Source organism: Acidithiobacillus sp. (genome assembly GCF_023255755.1).
In the GTDB taxonomy this organism is placed as follows: domain Bacteria; phylum Pseudomonadota; class Gammaproteobacteria; order Acidithiobacillales; family Acidithiobacillaceae; genus Acidithiobacillus.
The window spans coordinates 1-16,354 of the sequence record NZ_JAGDVS010000088.1; the positions used below are offsets into that span (position 1 = coordinate 1).

Sequence of the window (16,354 nt, forward strand, 5' to 3'; positions counted from 1 at the left end):
GTGTTGAACTTTCATCAATTACCTCACGCCAGTTTGTACCGGCGCACTAAGCGTCAAGAACATGATCAAGAATCTCTAAACGCCTCAGCGCCTGCCGCCGTAGCGCCACTGCCCGACGCTCTTCGAGTGGGTTGTCCGTCACCTTGTTCGGCAAATCATCCAGCACGGTCTGAAAACGCTGGGTTACATCCTGACGTTCCTGGAGATAGAAAGAGTTGCCGGTAAGGAGATAGCCGCGCTGCGCGGTTTCCGCCTCATTGATCAGCGCCCAGCAGCGGTCAAGGCTCCGTAGTACCGTCTGAGTATGTTCCACCCAATAAGACGCTCGGACATAGCCAGTCGCTGTGCGAAAGGCCAGCGCCCCCACCAGAACAAGCGCTAAAACGGCCAGGCTAAAGCCTGCCAGTATTTTATTTTCTGTCGATAATATGGAGTCCATATCGCAGGATAGCGCTCCTTTTCAAATAAGTTAAGTTTTTTCTGAATGGCTCTAGTTTGGACATGCATGAGCTCAGTATATAACGTAACCACTGGCTTGGCCGCATTGGTTTTGCTGAAGTTGCCGCTGCTAATGTACCAACTACTTACAGGGAGCCACGCCGCAGTCGTAGGATTGTTTCAGCCAGGCAACGATACCAAGCGATAATGGCATAAGGAGGCTGTAGCAACCACATATACGAGTCACCCATACCTAGCGCCAGATCGTGGGCGTGACATCTTCGACTGCCATCTGAAGCGGTAACTGTTCGGCTTTCGGCTTGAAAGGCATGGCGCCATACGTTCTACACCTGAGGTGTCGGTACCGATCACTATAATCAGAGATGATTGAACGTTATCCGTGTTCATCCACCCACATATCTACTTTTTCAAGGCGAATACCGGTCGCTATTCGGCCCTTTCCACCGATTTTGACCTGATACATACGGTTGTCAGCCAGTTTGATCAAGTCCCTCCAGTTTTTGCCACTTTCGTCTTGTAATTCGGCAATGCCCCCGCTCATCCTTATGGGTTGCCCGTTCGGCTTCTGCACTATATGTCCGTCAAGGATGACCTGCAGGCGTGCTTGCGCCTGTCCGGAATTCGCATAGGGCATCACTACCACAAACTCTTCACCGCCCCACCGTATGACGGCATCTCCCATCCGTACCCCGGATTGCAGCAATTGTGCTACGTCCTGAAGCACCCGATCACCCACCTCGTGTCCCCAGGTGTCATTGACGCCCTTGAAGTTATCCACATCCAGCATGGCGATAGAGAGTGCGTGAGAATGACGTTCGGCCTGAGCAAACAATAGGGTCAACAGATCTTCGCCGGCGCGTCGGTTAAACAACCCGGTCAGGGGGTCCGTAGAAGATTGCACGAAAAGTCTTTTCATGCTTTGAAGCTGGCTCATGGCGGCCAGGGCGGCAACACTGGCTACAAGCGCCAGATCAATGAGTTCCGGTAGAATTCGAGGATCCTCCCGCAACCATAAGGGAAGTGCAAAAACCGTAAGAAGGGAAAGGGTGAGGACCAGGATTTCCAGCAGGGCCATAGGAAATACCCCTATAATTGCCACGAGTATAAAGGGTAGATAAGTGTACTTATCGAAGTGTTCCGCCGCGCCATTAAGCTGAGCATGGGCAAGTAGTACGTGTGAAAAAAGGAAGAAAAAAGCGGGAATTAAAAAGAGCATGACCATAGCCAACCGGGCGTTCCGTGGCGTTGGACGGCATCGGCAAAAGAACGCCAGTATGGCAAACACCACGGCCACGATAATCCGTCCGCTATCCAGAAGAATGAAAAGATGATGGGGGAGTTGCAGATCATCTACAGCGAGTCGGAATGGGGCGAGAATAGCCAGCAGGGCGGCAATGATACGGACACGGGAGAGAATAAAACGCGCCCGTTCGCGCTGGAAAAGGCGGGGATGGTGGCAACTGGAAAAGAGATCTCGCCATTCTCCCGGGGCCAGGAGAAGAAACGATTGTATAGAACGCGGCACGGCTGCCGCTATGGAGTGATCGGGCATGCACGTGGACCGATGGGTAGGTACAAAAAACTCATTATAGACCTTCCCTGCCAGATTGATGCAATCTGAATCCAGGTGACCCTTTTTCTTACGTCAGCGGTACATATCCCACTACCCACCAGCCCACCAAACCCCATACAAAGACCCAAGCCATGGCACCCAGTAAGATCCAAGGGACAGGAAGGACCCGCTGACCGCGAGGGAGCAACGCTCCACGGTCAGCCAGGTAGTTCAAGGGATCGCCTCGTTAATCTTCAAGAAGGCCCTTCTGGATGTCGGCGGCCTTGAGGATGTGAACATCGTATTACCGATGCACTTCTGTTCGAGCCCCACTTGAGTAGACGCGCCCGCGAAGGTTGCAGTGGCGATTGAAAGTGTCATGGCCGAGCAGTTGCAAGGACGAGTCAGAGGCAAAGTGTCGGTCGGCCAGATCTCCCCGAACTGAGTCGACAAAACTGATGGGGTTCACCCCCGATTTCACGGACACCAGGCCGGGATCTCCGTCCCGCGCTCAACGCTCGCCCGGTAATGTCATTTGGTCATCGCCAATGAATGACTGCTTCCAGTCTTGACCCGCCCTGCAGGCCGCCCCTGAGCACCACCCATCATCCTCGTCGAAGGGTAATCCAACTCAACGTCCTCTACCAGTCTACCGCCGACCATCAGGGCTCAACGGCGGCAGGGCAGCGCTAACCGCCCATTCACGGAGTTACACTCCCCCATGCGTCCGCCAGAATTCCATTGGGGTGATTATAGGATATCGATCAGCCGACGCCGGAAGGTCTTTGTCTCCCGTGATGAGGTAGTCAGCACTAGACGTCTTGAGAGCGGCCAGCAGAGTGTGCAGCACCGCTTGATCCTTGTCGTCACGCAAGTGCGGGTCCAACCCAGGCCATGGGGCGATCAGTTCTGCTTGGATGGCCAGAATATCTACCAGATCGCTCATCTCGGCCACCGTCAGCCCATGGCGGTGCGCCAGACGGGGCAGTACCCGGCGCAGTTCATCGAGGATATAGTCTGATAGCAGTACATCGATGGAAGCATGTCGCCACGCGGTCAGGATCTTGCCCGGCACGCTGGCCGGGTATGCTATGCCGGAAAGCAGCACGTTGGTGTCCAGCACCACCCGCAATGCCGCCATGAACGGTTAGTGATCCTCAGCGGCAATGGGCGATTCCCGCCGTTCTTGAGCGAGGGCTGCCTCGATCTCCGCTATCCCGGTAGATTCAGGTACTTGCGAAAATACCGCTTCGATCCTTTGGCACAGCGCATCAAAGCGACCCTGCATCCGGCGAATGCGCTCGAAAAGACGAGCATCGATGAGCACGGCAACGGGTTTCCCATCTTTGTTAATCATCACGCTGTCGTGGCGATACTGCACCTGGTTGAGCATTTCTCCCAGGTTCTGGCGAAAATTGACCGCGCTGGTTTCCGTAATCATGGCATCACCCTCATTAACCATAATGATCATTATGGTCTCCTGCCATGCCAAGATCAATCCGGCATCGGATCTGTGCCACCACATTACTGAATTAGTCGGCGTTTGGGAGACTCGGGTGAATGCCCTCCGTGGGTGCACACATTGTCGGGAAGTCACATCTGTGACATGGTGTTCCCACTCAAAAAATTCCTAAGAGCCGTCACATGCATATCTGGGTTGATGCCGACGCTTGTCCCAACGTCATTAAAGACATTTTGTATCGCGCCAGCGATCGTCTGAAACTGCCCTTGACCCTGGTAGCCAATCAAGCTCTGCGCGTACACCGCTCTGCCTATATCCGCACTGTGGTCGTGCCGAGGGGCTTTGATGTGGCCGATGAGGAAATCGTCCGGCACATCGTAGCGGGTGATCTGGTAATCACCGCCGATATTCCGCTGGCCGCCGCCGTGCTAGAAAAAAACAGCCATGCCCTCAGCCCGCGCGGGGAGCGTTATTCCCCCGAAACCATCCACGAGCGCCTGCGGATTCGTGACATGATGGAGCAACTCCGGGACTCCGGCGTGCGCACTGGTGGCCCCGCTGCCCTGAGCCAAGCGGACCGCCAGGCATTTGCGAATGCACTGGACCAGCTACTGGTCCGCGCCTGATTCTTTGGGCGGCACGGTATAGTCATCAAAGGCCAAGAAGAGGACCGCCTCGCTCATTAAGCATGTTCGCAGCAAGCGGATCTATGCGAAAAGCGTCACAGGTTCACGTCGGCCTCTGGCAGAAGTGCTACTGGCCAGCCAGCCCGCGAGGACAATGATTTCTATTAAAGCATCGTTTAATATTGACCGCGCCAATTAAAAAATACCTTAATGGATGGCATAGCCATTAAAGGAACGCGTCCGGGTAACGCTGTTTTCGTTCCGCCGCCCGCAGACCGGGTCGCCGCCTTGCTCAGTGACATGGAGCGATTCATCCACGACACATCCCCGGCACTTCCACCTCTCGTGAAAATCGCGCTCGTCCATGCCCAGTTTGAAACCATCCACCCATTCCTGGATGGCAATGGACGCCTTGGCCGACTACTGATTGCGGCACTGCTGGAGCATTGGGGGCTACTTGCCGAGCCAATCATGTACCTGAGCGGTTACCTCAAGCAGCATCAAGCCGAATATTACCGCCAACTTTCCAATATCCGCAGCGAAGGGGACTGGGAGTCCTGGGTTGCGTTTTTTCTGGAGGGGGTGGCGATCGCCGCGTCCGATGCCGAACGCAGCATTATTTCGATTGCCAGCCTGATGTCTACAGACCGCCATCGCCTGCTGGCATCGTCCAAAGTTGGGCCTGCCAGTTACCGGCTGTTCGAGATGTTCCCCATGATGCCCCGCTTTACAACAGTTACCAATCCTATATAGACCTGTTGAGCAATTAACGTTAACGGACAATAGGGTGTCATCCTCGACATCATTTTCATGGATCCGGGGGCATCCCTTCCTGATCGGGGAGGTCTGGGTTGCCGCCACGACCATGAACATCAGGATTTTTGGAACCACAAAAAAACCTTGCATGTCTCCATAAAAATCATTAAGGTGAACTGCGGACAAGTGGTCCGAATTTAACGTAAGTAGGAAGTCCCCAAACATGGCAACTGGCACAGTAAAGTGGTTCAACGACAGCAAAGGATTTGGTTTTATCACTCCAGAAGATGGTAAGGAGGATGTTTTTGTGCATCATTCTGCTATTCAAGGCAGCGGCTTTAAGACCTTGGCGGAAGGCGCGCGTGTAACATTTAACAGCGTTCGCGGCCCGAAAGGCATGCAGGCTGAGGACGTGCGCGAGGCATAATCCTTTACCGGATGGTCGCCACAGGACGCCGCTCTCTTGCGGCGTTTTTTTGTGGTGCGCACAGCAGGGCGCACCCACTTGGAGGTCGAAGCCCTCTACTTGCCCGGCAAGGGGAAGAGTTAGCCGAACGGCAAGGGTGTTCCGGATCGGGTGAATGCGCGTTTTGGCAAGAGATATCCCTTTTTGCGATGCAGTCACCGCGTGCCCTGTCGCAGGATCTTCAGGAAACCATTCAGGCAACCCGACAGGCCATTAGCGAGTTACGACAGGAGATGAAACAACTTTCGCAACCAGCCTATCTCAAACGCTGGATCAAGACAGCACGACGCGAATTAGCCTCGATGAACTGCTCCCGCCAAGCCTATACGGCTATGGCGTGAGTTTCGTGCTTCATCGCGGCGAAACTTCCACCGCTCCACATCTCGGACGGTTCCCGCCCGGAGCCGGAAACACCGGCCAATCTCATTTCAAGCCACCGCAACAGTACCAAAGCCGCATTTTCGTCGCGGCCACAGGTGACGCCGCAATGCGGGCACTGGTGTTCCCTGTCCGAGAGCGTTTTCTTCTCATCTGGTAATTTCCAGCACGCATGACAGCGTTGCGTTGGCTTGATCTCCCGCGTCGGCGCTTCCTCGTACCACGACCCAGCCTCTTCCGCTTTGGTCCTGGTCATTTTGAGAAAAGTCGCTGGTGCGGCAGCGTGAATCTCACGGTTGAGCCCTTTTTTATGAGCGCCGCCGTTATGCACCATATTTTTTACCGCTAACGCCTCAGTGCCGATGGCACCGAATCGCTTTACCAACCAGGCGCTGGCCTGGTGCATAAAGTCTTTGCGCTGCCGGGCCACCTTGGCGTGCAGCCTGGCTAAATGTTGAATGGCTCGACGCAGGTTGGCCGATACGGAGAATCCCCGTTGTCTGCCGCTCAACTTTTGCGCCATGCGAATTTTACGGGCAACTTCCTGCCCCAACCGCTTGAGTTCCGCCAGTTGATTTCGAAGATGGCGGGGATTGGCGACTGTCTCTATGCCTTGTGGTGTGGCTACGGTCAAAAATTCTTTCAGACCCCAATCGAACGCGCCCATCTCCGTGCCACACGCCCTCTGTATCGCCTCTATTTCCAACGTGACGGATGTGTACCACCGTCCCGCTTTGTGAATAATCTCGCAGGTAACGGGGGTGCCAGCCGTTCTGGCCTTGCCGCGAATGGGTATATGACCGAGACCCTGAAGATACAGCTTGCCGTGGGCACAGTTCTCACCGGGGCTTGCGCCCTGCGAAGGGTGCAGTTTCCAGCCATCCCCGTGGGTCTTGTATCCCCAACCGGGATAGCGATGGATGTTTTTGAATCGCGGGAAACCCGGCGTTTCGCCGTTCTTCACACGCCGGAAGAAGTGCTGAAAGGCCAGGTGCAGACGCTTGAGCGTCACCTGCTCCGATTGGGCATTCAGTCCGGCTAGAGCGGGTACCGCTTTGCGCCATTGCGTGAGCACCTTGCATTGATCAGCAAACGACAATCCCTTGCCGGTTTCCTTGTACACGCGGATGCGTTCTTCCAGCGCCGTGTTATACAACCGCTGATGCAAACCAAGCGTCTCCTGCAGCCGCGCTTCCTGCTCGGCGTTGGGATACAAACGATAGGTCACTTTGCGATTCGGCATGTTTCCATTATACTCGGTTACCATGACTATGCAAACTCTAAGTACTCTACATCATTGCGTTTATAACCTGAACTACCATTTGGTTCTGGTCACGAAATATCGCCGCAGATGTATGACCGGCCCCATGCTGGACCGGCTGGAAGCCATCTGCCGGATTACGGCGGCAAAATGGGAGTGCGAGGTGCTGGAATTCAACGGTGAGGCGGATCATGTGCATCTGCTCTTGGCTTTGACACCGAAAGTGCTCCCATCGGCATTTGTGAACAACCTGAAAACAGTCACCAGCCGATTGCTGCGTAAAGAGTTTGCCGATCATCTGAAACGGTATTATTGGAGTAAGCCGGTATTCTGGAGACGCAGTTATTGCATCCTCACGGTGGGTGGTGCGCCACTGTCCGTGCTCAAACAATACATTGAGCAACAGGAAAGGCCGGAATGATCGCCCTGCGGGCGATAGCGCCGCTTCACCACCCCCTGAACCGCTACGCGGTTACAGGCGGAGCACTACGGCGCGTTCCGGTAGATTACATCTACGATGATTTTTACTGAGGCAACGAGGCGCCACATCCACTAAAAATATCCATCCATATCTTCGATGGGTGAATGGACGGTATACAGCGGAAGCGCCCATCGAGACGGATTGGCCTAGCGGATTGCACACGGATCACTGGAGGGGCCGGAGGATGTGGAAAAGATGAAAATACCATATAATATTGACTGGTTATATTGAGGATCGGAGAGATGCCATGCGCCCATCGCTCGCGTTTGAGCTTCATCGGAATGTCTTAGTTGAAAGTTGGTGGGCGTAGTGAATCCTTTTTATGCGAAGCTGGATGCGGATATCAAGGCCACGCTCTTGGCCCAGATCCGCAATCTCTGGACCCACACGTCCACGGCGATCGAGGGGAATAGCCTCACACTCGGTGATACCGCCTTCGTCCTTGAGGAAGGACTTACCGTTGCCGGCAAACCGCTTCGCGACCATCAGGAAATCTATGGTCATGCCAAAGCCATAGAGATTGTCTACGCATTGATGGATAAGCAATCATCCCTGCAGGAAGAGGATTTGTTTGCGCTGCATCGTGCCGTACTTACTGAAGCAGTAATGGATATCTACAAGCCTGTAGGAAAGTGGAAAAATGAATCTAATTTCACCAACTATATCGGTAATGACGGCCGCCAACATCTACGAGAGTTCCCTGCACCGGAAAAAGTCCCTACATTAATGTCGCAATGGCTGGAAAAGTTGAACAGATTTTGCACAAAGCCCTTAATGGGGATCAATGCGGTGGAAGCATATGCGGGTCTTCATCTCGATTTCGTCACGATCCACCCCTTTTTTGACGGTAGTGGCCGGGTGGCGCGTCTGATTGCCAATCTTCCCGTTCTACGCTCAGGTTTCCCGCCTATTGTGGTACCCACAGAAGCCCGTCAGGAATATAAAAGATCGATATCTGACTATCAAGCCACCATTCCTGAACTGGAGAGGTTAGAAACCCTGTCTGATCTTCCCGACAACCTGGAAAGGGATCACTTCAGAGGCTTGTGTCGTGGCTATTGGGAACCGACCCAGGCATTATTACGGGAGGCAATGGAAATGCAGGAAAAAAGAAACGTCAAACGGTCTGCCGCTGAACCATTGGGCGGCTGAAATGACGCATACTGCCGCCTCGAAAGCGGGCCATTCCGTCAGCGGTGCTGACCCTGGGAGTGGGGATGGGTTTCCCGCACCACCAGCGCGATCCACAGCCCCGAAAGGGCGACAATACCGGCCGTAGCCCAGATGGCGGGAAGAATTTCGTTACTCCATTGCGCCACCAGCCCCAGCAGCAACCCGCCGATGGCATAACCGGTATCGCGCCAGTATCGATAGACACCGAGGATACGCCCTCGCTCCAGCGGCGGGGCCGTGTCGGACATGGCGGCGACCAGATTCGGGTATAGGAGCGCCATGCCCAGGCCCATGATGAGCGCCGCCGACATCCACAAAACAAAGCCTTGCACCAGGGCAGTGGTCACCAAGCCCGCAGACAACAGAAAAAAGCCGCTGACGATGGGAATCTTGCGCCCAATGCGATCGGCCAGATGACCGGTCCAGAGTTGCGAGAACCCCCAGACGGCCCCGTAGACGCCAGTGATCCAGCCGATGGCCACCACCCCCATGGCGTGCTGCAGGAAGTAGAGGGGAAAGAGCACCCAGACGAGGGTATCTGCCACCTTGTTGGCCACCCCCGCCTGACAAAAGGCGCGGTAGCGCGGGTTCCGGAAAGAGACGTCGATAAAGCCGTGCATCCAGCTCGTGGTAGCCGGAGGCGCAGATACGGGATGGGTGGCATGCTCGGCATGGACCCAGGCGATGGTATCGCGCACCCGCACCAGCAGTACCAGGGCGATCAGGATCGCGCCCAGCCCGAAGAGCAGCAAGGCCCAGCGCGGGCCATAGAGCACCGCCAGATAACCGGTGGCGAGACCCGCGAGACCCATGCCCACATACCCCGCCGCCTCATTGATCCCCACCGCCAGGCCCCGTTGTCGGCTGCCCGCCAGGTCGATCTGGCTGGTCACCGTCATGGTCCAGGTGAAGGCCTGGTTGATGCCGAGAAAGACGTTGGCAGCAATGATCCACCACCAGTTGGGGGCGAAGAAGATCAGCAGGGGGATGGGGATGCCGGCGATCCAGCCGAACAGCAGGACACGCTTGCGCCCGATGCGATCGGAAAGGGTGCCGGCCACCAGATTGAGCGCCCCTTTGACCAGGCCAAAGGAAATCACGAAGCTCGCGAGAAAGAGAAACGCCCCCTTGGTCACCCCGAAATCGTGGGCCAGAGAGGGCAGCACCGTGCGCTCCATGCCGATGACCAGACCGACAAGGAATACCTGCATGGTCTGCAGCAGAAACTGGCCACTGTTGCGGGCGATTCCCCGCTGATAAGCCCCGGCGGCTGCCTGCACCGGGTTCATGAAGGTGTTTTGCGCAGCGGCACAACTTCCGCCAGTTGCTGGCGGCAGGCGGTGGTGATATCCATCTGGTCAAGGATCAGCTTCCGCACGATCTCGCAGGTCTCCAGCACGTCGGGGCTGGTGAGACGGTAATGGCAGAAAGTGCCGCACTTGTCGCAATGGACCAAGCCACGCGCCTTGAGCACGTTGAGGTGTTGCGAGACATTGGCCTTGGACAGCCCGGTCAGCTCGGTCAACTCCCCCGCCGTATGCTGCCGTTCTCCCAGGTAGTGGATGATCTCCAGGCGCTTGGGATGAGCCAGCGCAGCAAAGACCTCGGCAAAGAGGGCGAAGCGCACCGTCTCCGCGCTCATGCCGCCGCCCCCAGATTGGCCGCCACGATGCGCGCCATCTCCGTCGGCCGCTCCGGGATATTGGCTGTGAGTTCGCGGATGAAGGCGTCCCGGTCGGTCATGGACAGATAGGGGTCCCAGCGCTTCTCGAAGCCGATGGTGGAGGACGGCTTGCCGGACAGCCCCGCACCACAGACACTGCCCGCCGCATGGCCGGGGAACATTTCCAGGTCGTCGGGCAGGGTGAGGAGCTTGGCGTGGATGCTGTCGAAGATCCAGCCCGCCATTTCCTCCGGCGTTCCCCCCAAATCGGGCCGACCGACGCTACTGACAAAGAGGGTGTCGCCGGTGAGCACGAACCAGGGGTCGGCGCTGCGCCGCAGGTCACTGACCAGCAGGCAGATGCTGTCGGTGGTATGACCGGGGGTATGCAGAACTTTGGTGATGACATTACCGCTCTCCAGGACCTCGCCGTCCTTGAGCCCGCGGATCGGGAAATGGACCTTGCCCACATCGCTTTCGTGCAGGCAGTAGGGTGCATCCGCCAGTTCCGCCAGTTTCCGGCCGCCGGAAAAATGATCGGCATGAATGTGGGTGTCAATCACAAAGCCGATCCGCACGACGGCCTTTTGCGCTTCATCCAGAAACCACTGCTCATCGCCAGCCACGACATCCACCACCACCGCCGAACCCTTGCTGCCACATCCGTAGAAGTAGGACAGGGTACCATCAGCATTGCTGCGTTGTTTGAAAAACATGGGGCACCTCGAATATTCGTTAGTCAATAGACTTTGCAACAACGAAACTAAAAGAACCCCCGCCATTTGTCAATGCATTCCAGTACACTCCGATCTGTGCTATCCCGTCTCCCCCGAAATGGCTACCAGGCCGCCCCAGGGCAACGTGTGGGGCAGCAGCCGTTCCATCGTCCGTGCCACCCGATTTCCGGCAGGAAGAAATATGGCGGAATGCACTGCTAGTCGGCGTACCGGCAAACCAGAGAAGAAGCCGAGCAACTCGTCGGGACGATGCCAGCGCGCCCCATGGTAGGCCCCGCTCCCGCCGCCCTGCCCTTTCTGCGCATAGAGCAGGCTTGCCCGGTTGAGCCAGCCGATGGCAAAACGCTGGCGCGCCACCCGCACGACCTCGGCCACGGCCTGCCGTTCATCCTCCAAAAAACACAGGGCCGCAACCGAAACCACCTGGTCGAAACTACGGTCAGGAAAAGGCAGGGAGCGGGTGTCTCCGGCTACCCAGCGGATCGCGGGAGGGCCCTTGGCGCGGGCGAAGGCAAGCCAGTCCGGGTTGGGATCCAGGCCAGTGACGAGGAGGCCCTCTTCGGCAAAGCGGCGGGTGAACCAGCCGGTACCACAGCCCACGTCCAGAAGCGTGTTCCCCGGCTGCGTCTGCAGGAGCCTGGAAAGCAGGCGGAACTCCGCCGTGCCGATCCACCGCCCGCGAGGGGTATCATACCAGGCGTCATAGGCGGCGGCGTCCATCAGCCTGCGGCGCCCGCCAGCCGCAAAGAACACGCGGCCAATAGCAGCAAAGGTTTCCATGGTTTCTTAAGCAAGCTTGCGAGGGGCATATCGCTTACTCCTGTACAAAGTGGATTATAGCCACGTTTGACGGGTCAGCCAGAGTGGCTTCTCCGGCTTAGGATACACTGTCACGCAACCGTTGTGACTGCCGCGGTCAACGTAGGTTTCAGCTCCTGGCATGCATGTGGCCAGACACTCCGGAGTGTTCCTTATCCGTCCACATTGCCTTATAATGCCTGGTGCTACGCCTCGCTCACCACCCTTACGAAAGGAACTTAAAGAGTATCATGCGCCGTCTGCCCTATGATGACTGCAATAAAAAAGAGATGGTTCTGCGTGACTTTCTCGCCATGGACAGAACAGTGTTTGCGGGTACGCGTACTTTCCTGGGCTATATTCGTGTGACCTTAACTTTAATCATTGCCACGCTCATTTTTATTCGTTTTTTCCATGGTCATCTTGAGGATCATCTCTTCTATCTGGGCTTTATTCTCGCGCTGATTGTCTTTGCCGCAGGCCTTTCGCTCTATCTGAAAATTAAAACGCACCACAAAGAGCTACAGAGAATGGAAGATTACGAAAAGATAGAGGATGATCTGCAATGAAATCCAGATTCTTATTCAATCATCTGGATGCGCACCGGCAAAATTTTCATACTTACCCCAAAAGCAAGCTGGTGTTACGTGACTGGCTCGCACTGGACCGCACAGCAGCTGCCAATCGCCGGGTTTTATATTCTTTTTTACGCACCATGCTGGACTTGGCAATCGCTGGCTTGGTACTTATTCACTTCTTTGATTATCAAATCGTCATTGTTCTCGGCGCGATATTCCTCTTGTTATCAGTGATTGTGGGTAGCTTTAGCTACTTCCGATTTTTGCGGGTGCAGAGTCATTACTATAAGTTTTTGCGGGAGTCGGAGGCGCATTTTCCGCCTATTCTGGCGCGCCGAGATAACCGTTCCTGATGCGGCCCAACGCCGTCATTCCTCCAGTTCCTGCACATTCACCTTCGGCACATTCTGCAGGGGCGGGCGCTCCCAATTGTAATCACTCGTGCTGCCGCCCCGTTGTTCGTGTGCCTGATAGCGCTGGTACGCATGCACTTTTGCCACCTCCCTCTGTAATTCCAGCTCGGCGCGGGCAAAATCCATCGGCAGAACCGCGGCTTTCGCTAATGTGCTTTGTGCGTCTTTAATGCGTTCCTTGCTGTCATGAATATCGATATCCATAATCCGCAGGCTGGCGTTGGCGAGTATGGTCACGATATCCGGCTGGATCTCCAGGAGTCCGCCTTCCAGAAAAAGAATCTGTGTTTGGCCATCGGCCTGGGTAATACGCAACTCTCCGGCGCGTAGCCCCGACAGCAAGGGCGCATGCCCCGGCAGTATTCCGATCTCGCCCAGTTCCGCCGGCACTGCCGCAAAACGCGCCATACCGCTGTACACTTCACCATGGATATCGACCACATTGATGCGGAACGTTCTGTTCTGCTGCATGTTTATTCCTTTTCTGAAAGCATCGCCAAAAATTGTGCTTCAGTGAGCTGTTCCAGACCCAGCTTTACGGCTTTTTCCGCCTTGCTGCCCGCTTCTTTCCCGACAATCACATAGCTTGTTTTAGCAGAAACGGAGCTGCTGACTTTCCCGCCCGCGTTTTCTATGGCGGCTTTGGCCTCTTCCCGGGTCATCCTATCCAAAGCACCGGTGAGCACTAGGGTCATCCCCTGAAAACGCCCGCCTCGTTGCGGCTGGACCGCTTGCCACTGTACTCCCGCCGTGCGCAAAGCGGCAATAACGTCACGGTTATGGGGCTGGGCAAAAAAATGTACGATAGATTCTGCCACGATGGGTCCCACATCGGGAATATTCTGCAAAACCTCCGGCGTCGCGGCCAGTAAGGGATCCAGATCCCCGAAATAGGCTGCCAGAGATTTGGCCGTGCTTTCTCCCACCTGGCGGATACCCAGGGCGTAGAGGAAGCGAGGTAGGCTGGTATGGCGGGAATGCTCTATTTCCGCAAGCAATTTTTGGGCGGAGCGACTGGCCATGCGCTCCAATCCGCAAAGTGCTGCTTCGTCCAGATGGTAAATATCGGCTACGGAGTGCACCAGACCTTGCTCGACTAGTTGCTGCACGAGTTTCTCGCCCAGGCCCCGGATGTCCATGGCCTTGCGCGAAGCGAAGTGCTCGATAGCGCCCATCCGTTGCGCCGGGCAATACAACCCACCCATGCAACGGTGCGCCGATTCGTTGGCCAGACGCAAGACTTCTGAGTCACAAACCGGACAACGCAACGGCATTTGCCAGGGCTGTGCCGCCGCTGGCCGTTCTTCCTTGAGCACCATGACCACTTCGGGGATCACATCCCCTGCACGGCGTACCAGTACCGTGTCGCCTACGCGAATATCTTTACGATCCACTTCATCTTGATTATGCAAACTGGCGCGGCTCACGGTCACGCCGCCCACTTGCACGGGCTGCAAGACCGCCACCGGAGTAATCACGCCGGTGCGCCCTACGGAAGCCAGGATATCTTCAACCACGGTACGCTCTTCGTGGGCCGGAAATTTATAGGCAATGGCCCAACGCGGTGCGCGGGCGGTGAAGCCTAACCGTTCCCTGGCTGCCAGATCATCGACTTTGAACACGAGACCATCTATTTCAAAAGGCATGCCTTCGCGCGATTTCTGCATTTCATTGAAATAGCTTTCGCATTCCGCAAGATGATGAACACTACGCAAGTAAGATGTCACTTCAAAACCCCAGACAGAAAGGCTGTGCATCACCGCACGGTGCGACTCTCCCAGTGGCGCCCTGCTTTCTCCCCATCCCCAGGGAAAAAACGCCAGGGGGCGCTTCGCCGTCACTTTGGAATCCAGTTGCCGCAGGCTGCCCGCTGCCGCATTGCGCGGATTGGCGAAGGCATTTTCTCCGGCACGCAAGCGCTCTTCATTCAACCGCTGGAAAGCTGCCACGGGAATCACCACCTCCCCGCGCACCTCCAGCAGGTCCGGCCAGCCCTTGCCCGCCAGTTGCAGAGGAATGTTGCGGATCGTGCGGACATTGGCAGTAACATCCTCACCGGTTTGGCCATCTCCGCGGGTCCCGGCCTGCACCAGCTTGCCCTCTACGTAACGGATGTTGACCGAGAGGCCGTCAAATTTGGGTTCAGCGCTGAGCGGAACATCCTCGCGACCGAGCCCCTTCTGCACACGCGCCAGCCAGTCGCCGAAACCACCCCGATCAAACACATTGTCGAGAGAGGTCATCGGTACGGCATAGTGTACTTCCGCAAACACCTCCAGAGGGGCTGCCCCTATCCTCTGGGTCGGCGAGTCGGCGCTTTGCCACTGCGGATTACGGTCCTCCAGAGCGCGGAGCTCGCGCAGATGGGCATCATACTCCGCGTCACTCAGGGTCGGTGCATCCTGCTGATAATACGCTTTATTGGCGGCCAGCAATTCGTCACGCAACTGCTGAATACGCTCGAAGTCAGTAGGGTTGCCCCGCTCCACCGCCCGCTCCTTCTGTAAAAGCCGGAAACATTTGCCGCGCCAGCATATCGCAAATGCACTTTCTGGTATAATCCGCGGGGCATTCGCTATGGCCCACCTCACTGGACGGAGAACCTATGGCCCTCACCCTTTTTGATCTGGACAACACCCTGCTGTCCGGCGACTCCGACCATGCCTGGATGGAGTTTCTCGGCAGCCGCGGCATTGTCGATACGGAACGCTTTAACCACCTCAATGATCGGTTTTATGCCGAATATCAGGCTGGCACTTTAGATATTCAGGCATTTCTGGATTTTCAGTTGGCCCCCCTGGCGGCACATCCCCGTGCCCATCTTGATGCCTGGCACCGGGAATATCTGCAGGAACGGGTGCTGCCGATGATTTCGGATCGCGCGCGCGCGCTGGTAGAAGATCATCGCCAGCAAGGTGATATCCTGGTCATCATTACCGCGACCAATCGCTTTGTGACAGCGCCCATTGCTGAAGAACTAGGCATCACCCATCTGCTCGCGACGGAACCCGAGGAGACGACATCGGGTGACTTTACAGGTCGTAGCGTCGGCATTCCCTGCTTTCAGGCGGGCAAGGTGCAACGCTTGCGTGACTGGCTGCGGACGCAGGGGTTGGACTGGGAGAACACGCTGCGGAATAGCACCTTTTACAGCGACTCACACAACGATCTGCCTTTACTGGACACCGTCACCCATCCGGTCGCCGTTGACCCGGATCCGCGCCTGCGCGCCATCGCCGAAGCACGGGGCTGGCCCATTCTTTCGCTCCACCCGGCACCCGTCGAATAATACGTCCCCAATTTTCCATCGCAGCTTCGCGCATCCAATCACAAACCGCCCCTCTGATTTGCGCAATTAAGAAATGTGTACTATAGATTTAGAAATATTATTAGTTTCCGTGAGACGCCATGAATTGCGTAGATCAGGCGATCTATGTCGCCATCGAGGAAAGGGACGCGAATACAGCTCAGCATTGCCTGCGCGTTGGCTATCTAGTGTAGTGTTGCATTCTTGATGCCGTTTAATGGTTGGCATGGTAAAATAGGCTCCA

19 protein-coding genes are annotated in these 16,354 nt (G+C 56.1%); 8 read left to right on the forward strand and 11 right to left on the reverse strand.

The features are described 5' to 3' along the window. Positions 1-46 precede the first annotated feature (46 nt). The 4 genes from Q0C48_RS06035 to Q0C48_RS06050 form a co-directional block, all read right to left on the reverse strand. Entirely contained in the window at positions 47-439 is a 393-nt protein-coding gene (locus tag Q0C48_RS06035; RefSeq protein WP_291522486.1) for a CHASE3 domain-containing protein, read from the reverse strand. A 393-nt stretch (positions 440-832) separates the two neighbouring features. Continuing rightward, positions 833-1,984: a diguanylate cyclase gene (locus tag Q0C48_RS06040; RefSeq protein WP_291522488.1), complete on the reverse strand. Its 1,152-nt coding sequence runs from the start codon at positions 1,982-1,984 to the stop codon at positions 833-835. 736 nt (positions 1,985-2,720) lie between these two features. Next, on the reverse strand, positions 2,721-3,152 hold the full coding sequence (locus tag Q0C48_RS06045; protein ID WP_291522489.1) for a putative toxin-antitoxin system toxin component, PIN family: 432 nt from the start codon (positions 3,150-3,152) through the stop codon (positions 2,721-2,723). A 6-nt stretch (positions 3,153-3,158) separates the two neighbouring features. Continuing rightward, positions 3,159-3,482, reverse strand: a complete 324-nt coding sequence (locus tag Q0C48_RS06050; RefSeq protein WP_291522491.1) for a type II toxin-antitoxin system Phd/YefM family antitoxin — start codon at positions 3,480-3,482, stop codon at positions 3,159-3,161. 173 nt (positions 3,483-3,655) lie between these two features. Between Q0C48_RS06050 and Q0C48_RS06055 the strand changes: the two genes are divergently transcribed. The 3 genes from Q0C48_RS06055 (at position 3,656) to Q0C48_RS06065 (ending at position 5,282) form a co-directional block, all read left to right on the forward strand. After that, positions 3,656-4,099 (forward strand): YaiI/YqxD family protein, encoded by a 444-nt coding sequence (locus Q0C48_RS06055; protein ID WP_012537685.1) that lies wholly within the window; start codon positions 3,656-3,658, stop codon positions 4,097-4,099. A gap of 210 nt (positions 4,100-4,309) precedes the next feature. Then, a complete protein-coding gene (locus Q0C48_RS06060) occupies positions 4,310-4,852 on the forward strand; it encodes a Fic family protein (protein ID WP_291522495.1) in 543 nt (180 codons plus the stop codon). Positions 4,853-5,078: 226 nt separating this feature from the next. After that, the gene (locus Q0C48_RS06065; protein ID WP_014027598.1) at positions 5,079-5,282 is read left to right on the forward strand and encodes a cold-shock protein; all 204 of its coding nucleotides are present in this window, start codon (positions 5,079-5,081) and stop codon (positions 5,280-5,282) included. 361 nt (positions 5,283-5,643) lie between these two features. On the opposite strand, the gene Q0C48_RS06070 is transcribed toward Q0C48_RS06065, so the two are convergent. Next, complete coding sequence (locus Q0C48_RS06070) at positions 5,644-6,942, reverse strand: transposase (protein WP_291522498.1); 1,299 nt, start codon at positions 6,940-6,942, stop codon at positions 5,644-5,646. Positions 6,943-6,970: 28 nt separating this feature from the next. On the opposite strand from Q0C48_RS06070, the gene tnpA reads away from it, so the two are divergent. Continuing rightward, positions 6,971-7,381: an IS200/IS605 family transposase gene (gene tnpA, locus Q0C48_RS06075; RefSeq protein ID WP_291522547.1), complete on the forward strand. Its 411-nt coding sequence runs from the start codon at positions 6,971-6,973 to the stop codon at positions 7,379-7,381. A gap of 369 nt (positions 7,382-7,750) precedes the next feature. After that, a complete protein-coding gene (locus tag Q0C48_RS06080; RefSeq protein WP_291522500.1) occupies positions 7,751-8,593 on the forward strand; it encodes a Fic family protein in 843 nt (280 codons plus the stop codon). A gap of 38 nt (positions 8,594-8,631) precedes the next feature. On the opposite strand, the gene Q0C48_RS06085 is transcribed toward Q0C48_RS06080, so the two are convergent. From Q0C48_RS06085 to Q0C48_RS06100, 4 genes are all read right to left on the reverse strand, one after another. Beyond that, complete coding sequence (locus Q0C48_RS06085) at positions 8,632-9,903, reverse strand: MFS transporter (protein WP_291522529.1); 1,272 nt, start codon at positions 9,901-9,903, stop codon at positions 8,632-8,634. Then, a complete protein-coding gene (locus tag Q0C48_RS06090; protein ID WP_291522531.1) occupies positions 9,900-10,256 on the reverse strand; it encodes a metalloregulator ArsR/SmtB family transcription factor in 357 nt (118 codons plus the stop codon). Before Q0C48_RS06090 ends, Q0C48_RS06085 begins: the two co-directional genes overlap by 4 nt. After that, complete coding sequence (locus tag Q0C48_RS06095; protein WP_291522533.1) at positions 10,253-10,993, reverse strand: MBL fold metallo-hydrolase; 741 nt, start codon at positions 10,991-10,993, stop codon at positions 10,253-10,255. The genes Q0C48_RS06090 and Q0C48_RS06095 overlap by 4 nt, the downstream gene beginning before the upstream one ends. Before the next feature lie 99 nt (positions 10,994-11,092). After that, complete coding sequence (locus tag Q0C48_RS06100; protein WP_366937024.1) at positions 11,093-11,734, reverse strand: methyltransferase domain-containing protein; 642 nt, start codon at positions 11,732-11,734, stop codon at positions 11,093-11,095. Between the two features lie 329 nt (positions 11,735-12,063). Between Q0C48_RS06100 and Q0C48_RS06105 the strand changes: the two genes are divergently transcribed. Both Q0C48_RS06105 and Q0C48_RS06110 read left to right on the forward strand, forming a co-directional pair. Beyond that, positions 12,064-12,381 carry a DUF202 domain-containing protein gene (locus Q0C48_RS06105; RefSeq protein WP_291522537.1) on the forward strand — a complete coding sequence of 106 codons (318 nt, stop codon included), beginning with the start codon at positions 12,064-12,066 and terminating at the stop codon, positions 12,379-12,381. Next, positions 12,378-12,743 (forward strand): DUF202 domain-containing protein, encoded by a 366-nt coding sequence (locus Q0C48_RS06110; protein ID WP_291522539.1) that lies wholly within the window; start codon positions 12,378-12,380, stop codon positions 12,741-12,743. The genes Q0C48_RS06105 and Q0C48_RS06110 overlap by 4 nt, the downstream gene beginning before the upstream one ends. Positions 12,744-12,758: 15 nt before the next feature. On the opposite strand, the gene atpC is transcribed toward Q0C48_RS06110, so the two are convergent. Together atpC and ligA are read right to left on the reverse strand one after the other, a co-directional pair. Next, on the reverse strand, positions 12,759-13,274 hold the full coding sequence (gene atpC / locus Q0C48_RS06115; protein ID WP_291522541.1) for an ATP synthase F1 subunit epsilon: 516 nt from the start codon (positions 13,272-13,274) through the stop codon (positions 12,759-12,761). A gap of 2 nt (positions 13,275-13,276) precedes the next feature. Next, the gene (gene ligA, locus Q0C48_RS06120; RefSeq protein ID WP_291522543.1) at positions 13,277-15,292 is read right to left on the reverse strand and encodes an NAD-dependent DNA ligase LigA; all 2,016 of its coding nucleotides are present in this window, start codon (positions 15,290-15,292) and stop codon (positions 13,277-13,279) included. A 116-nt stretch (positions 15,293-15,408) separates the two neighbouring features. Between ligA and Q0C48_RS06125 the strand changes: the two genes are divergently transcribed. After that, positions 15,409-16,092 carry an HAD family phosphatase gene (locus tag Q0C48_RS06125; protein ID WP_291522545.1) on the forward strand — a complete coding sequence of 228 codons (684 nt, stop codon included), beginning with the start codon at positions 15,409-15,411 and terminating at the stop codon, positions 16,090-16,092. Positions 16,093-16,354 lie beyond the last annotated feature (262 nt).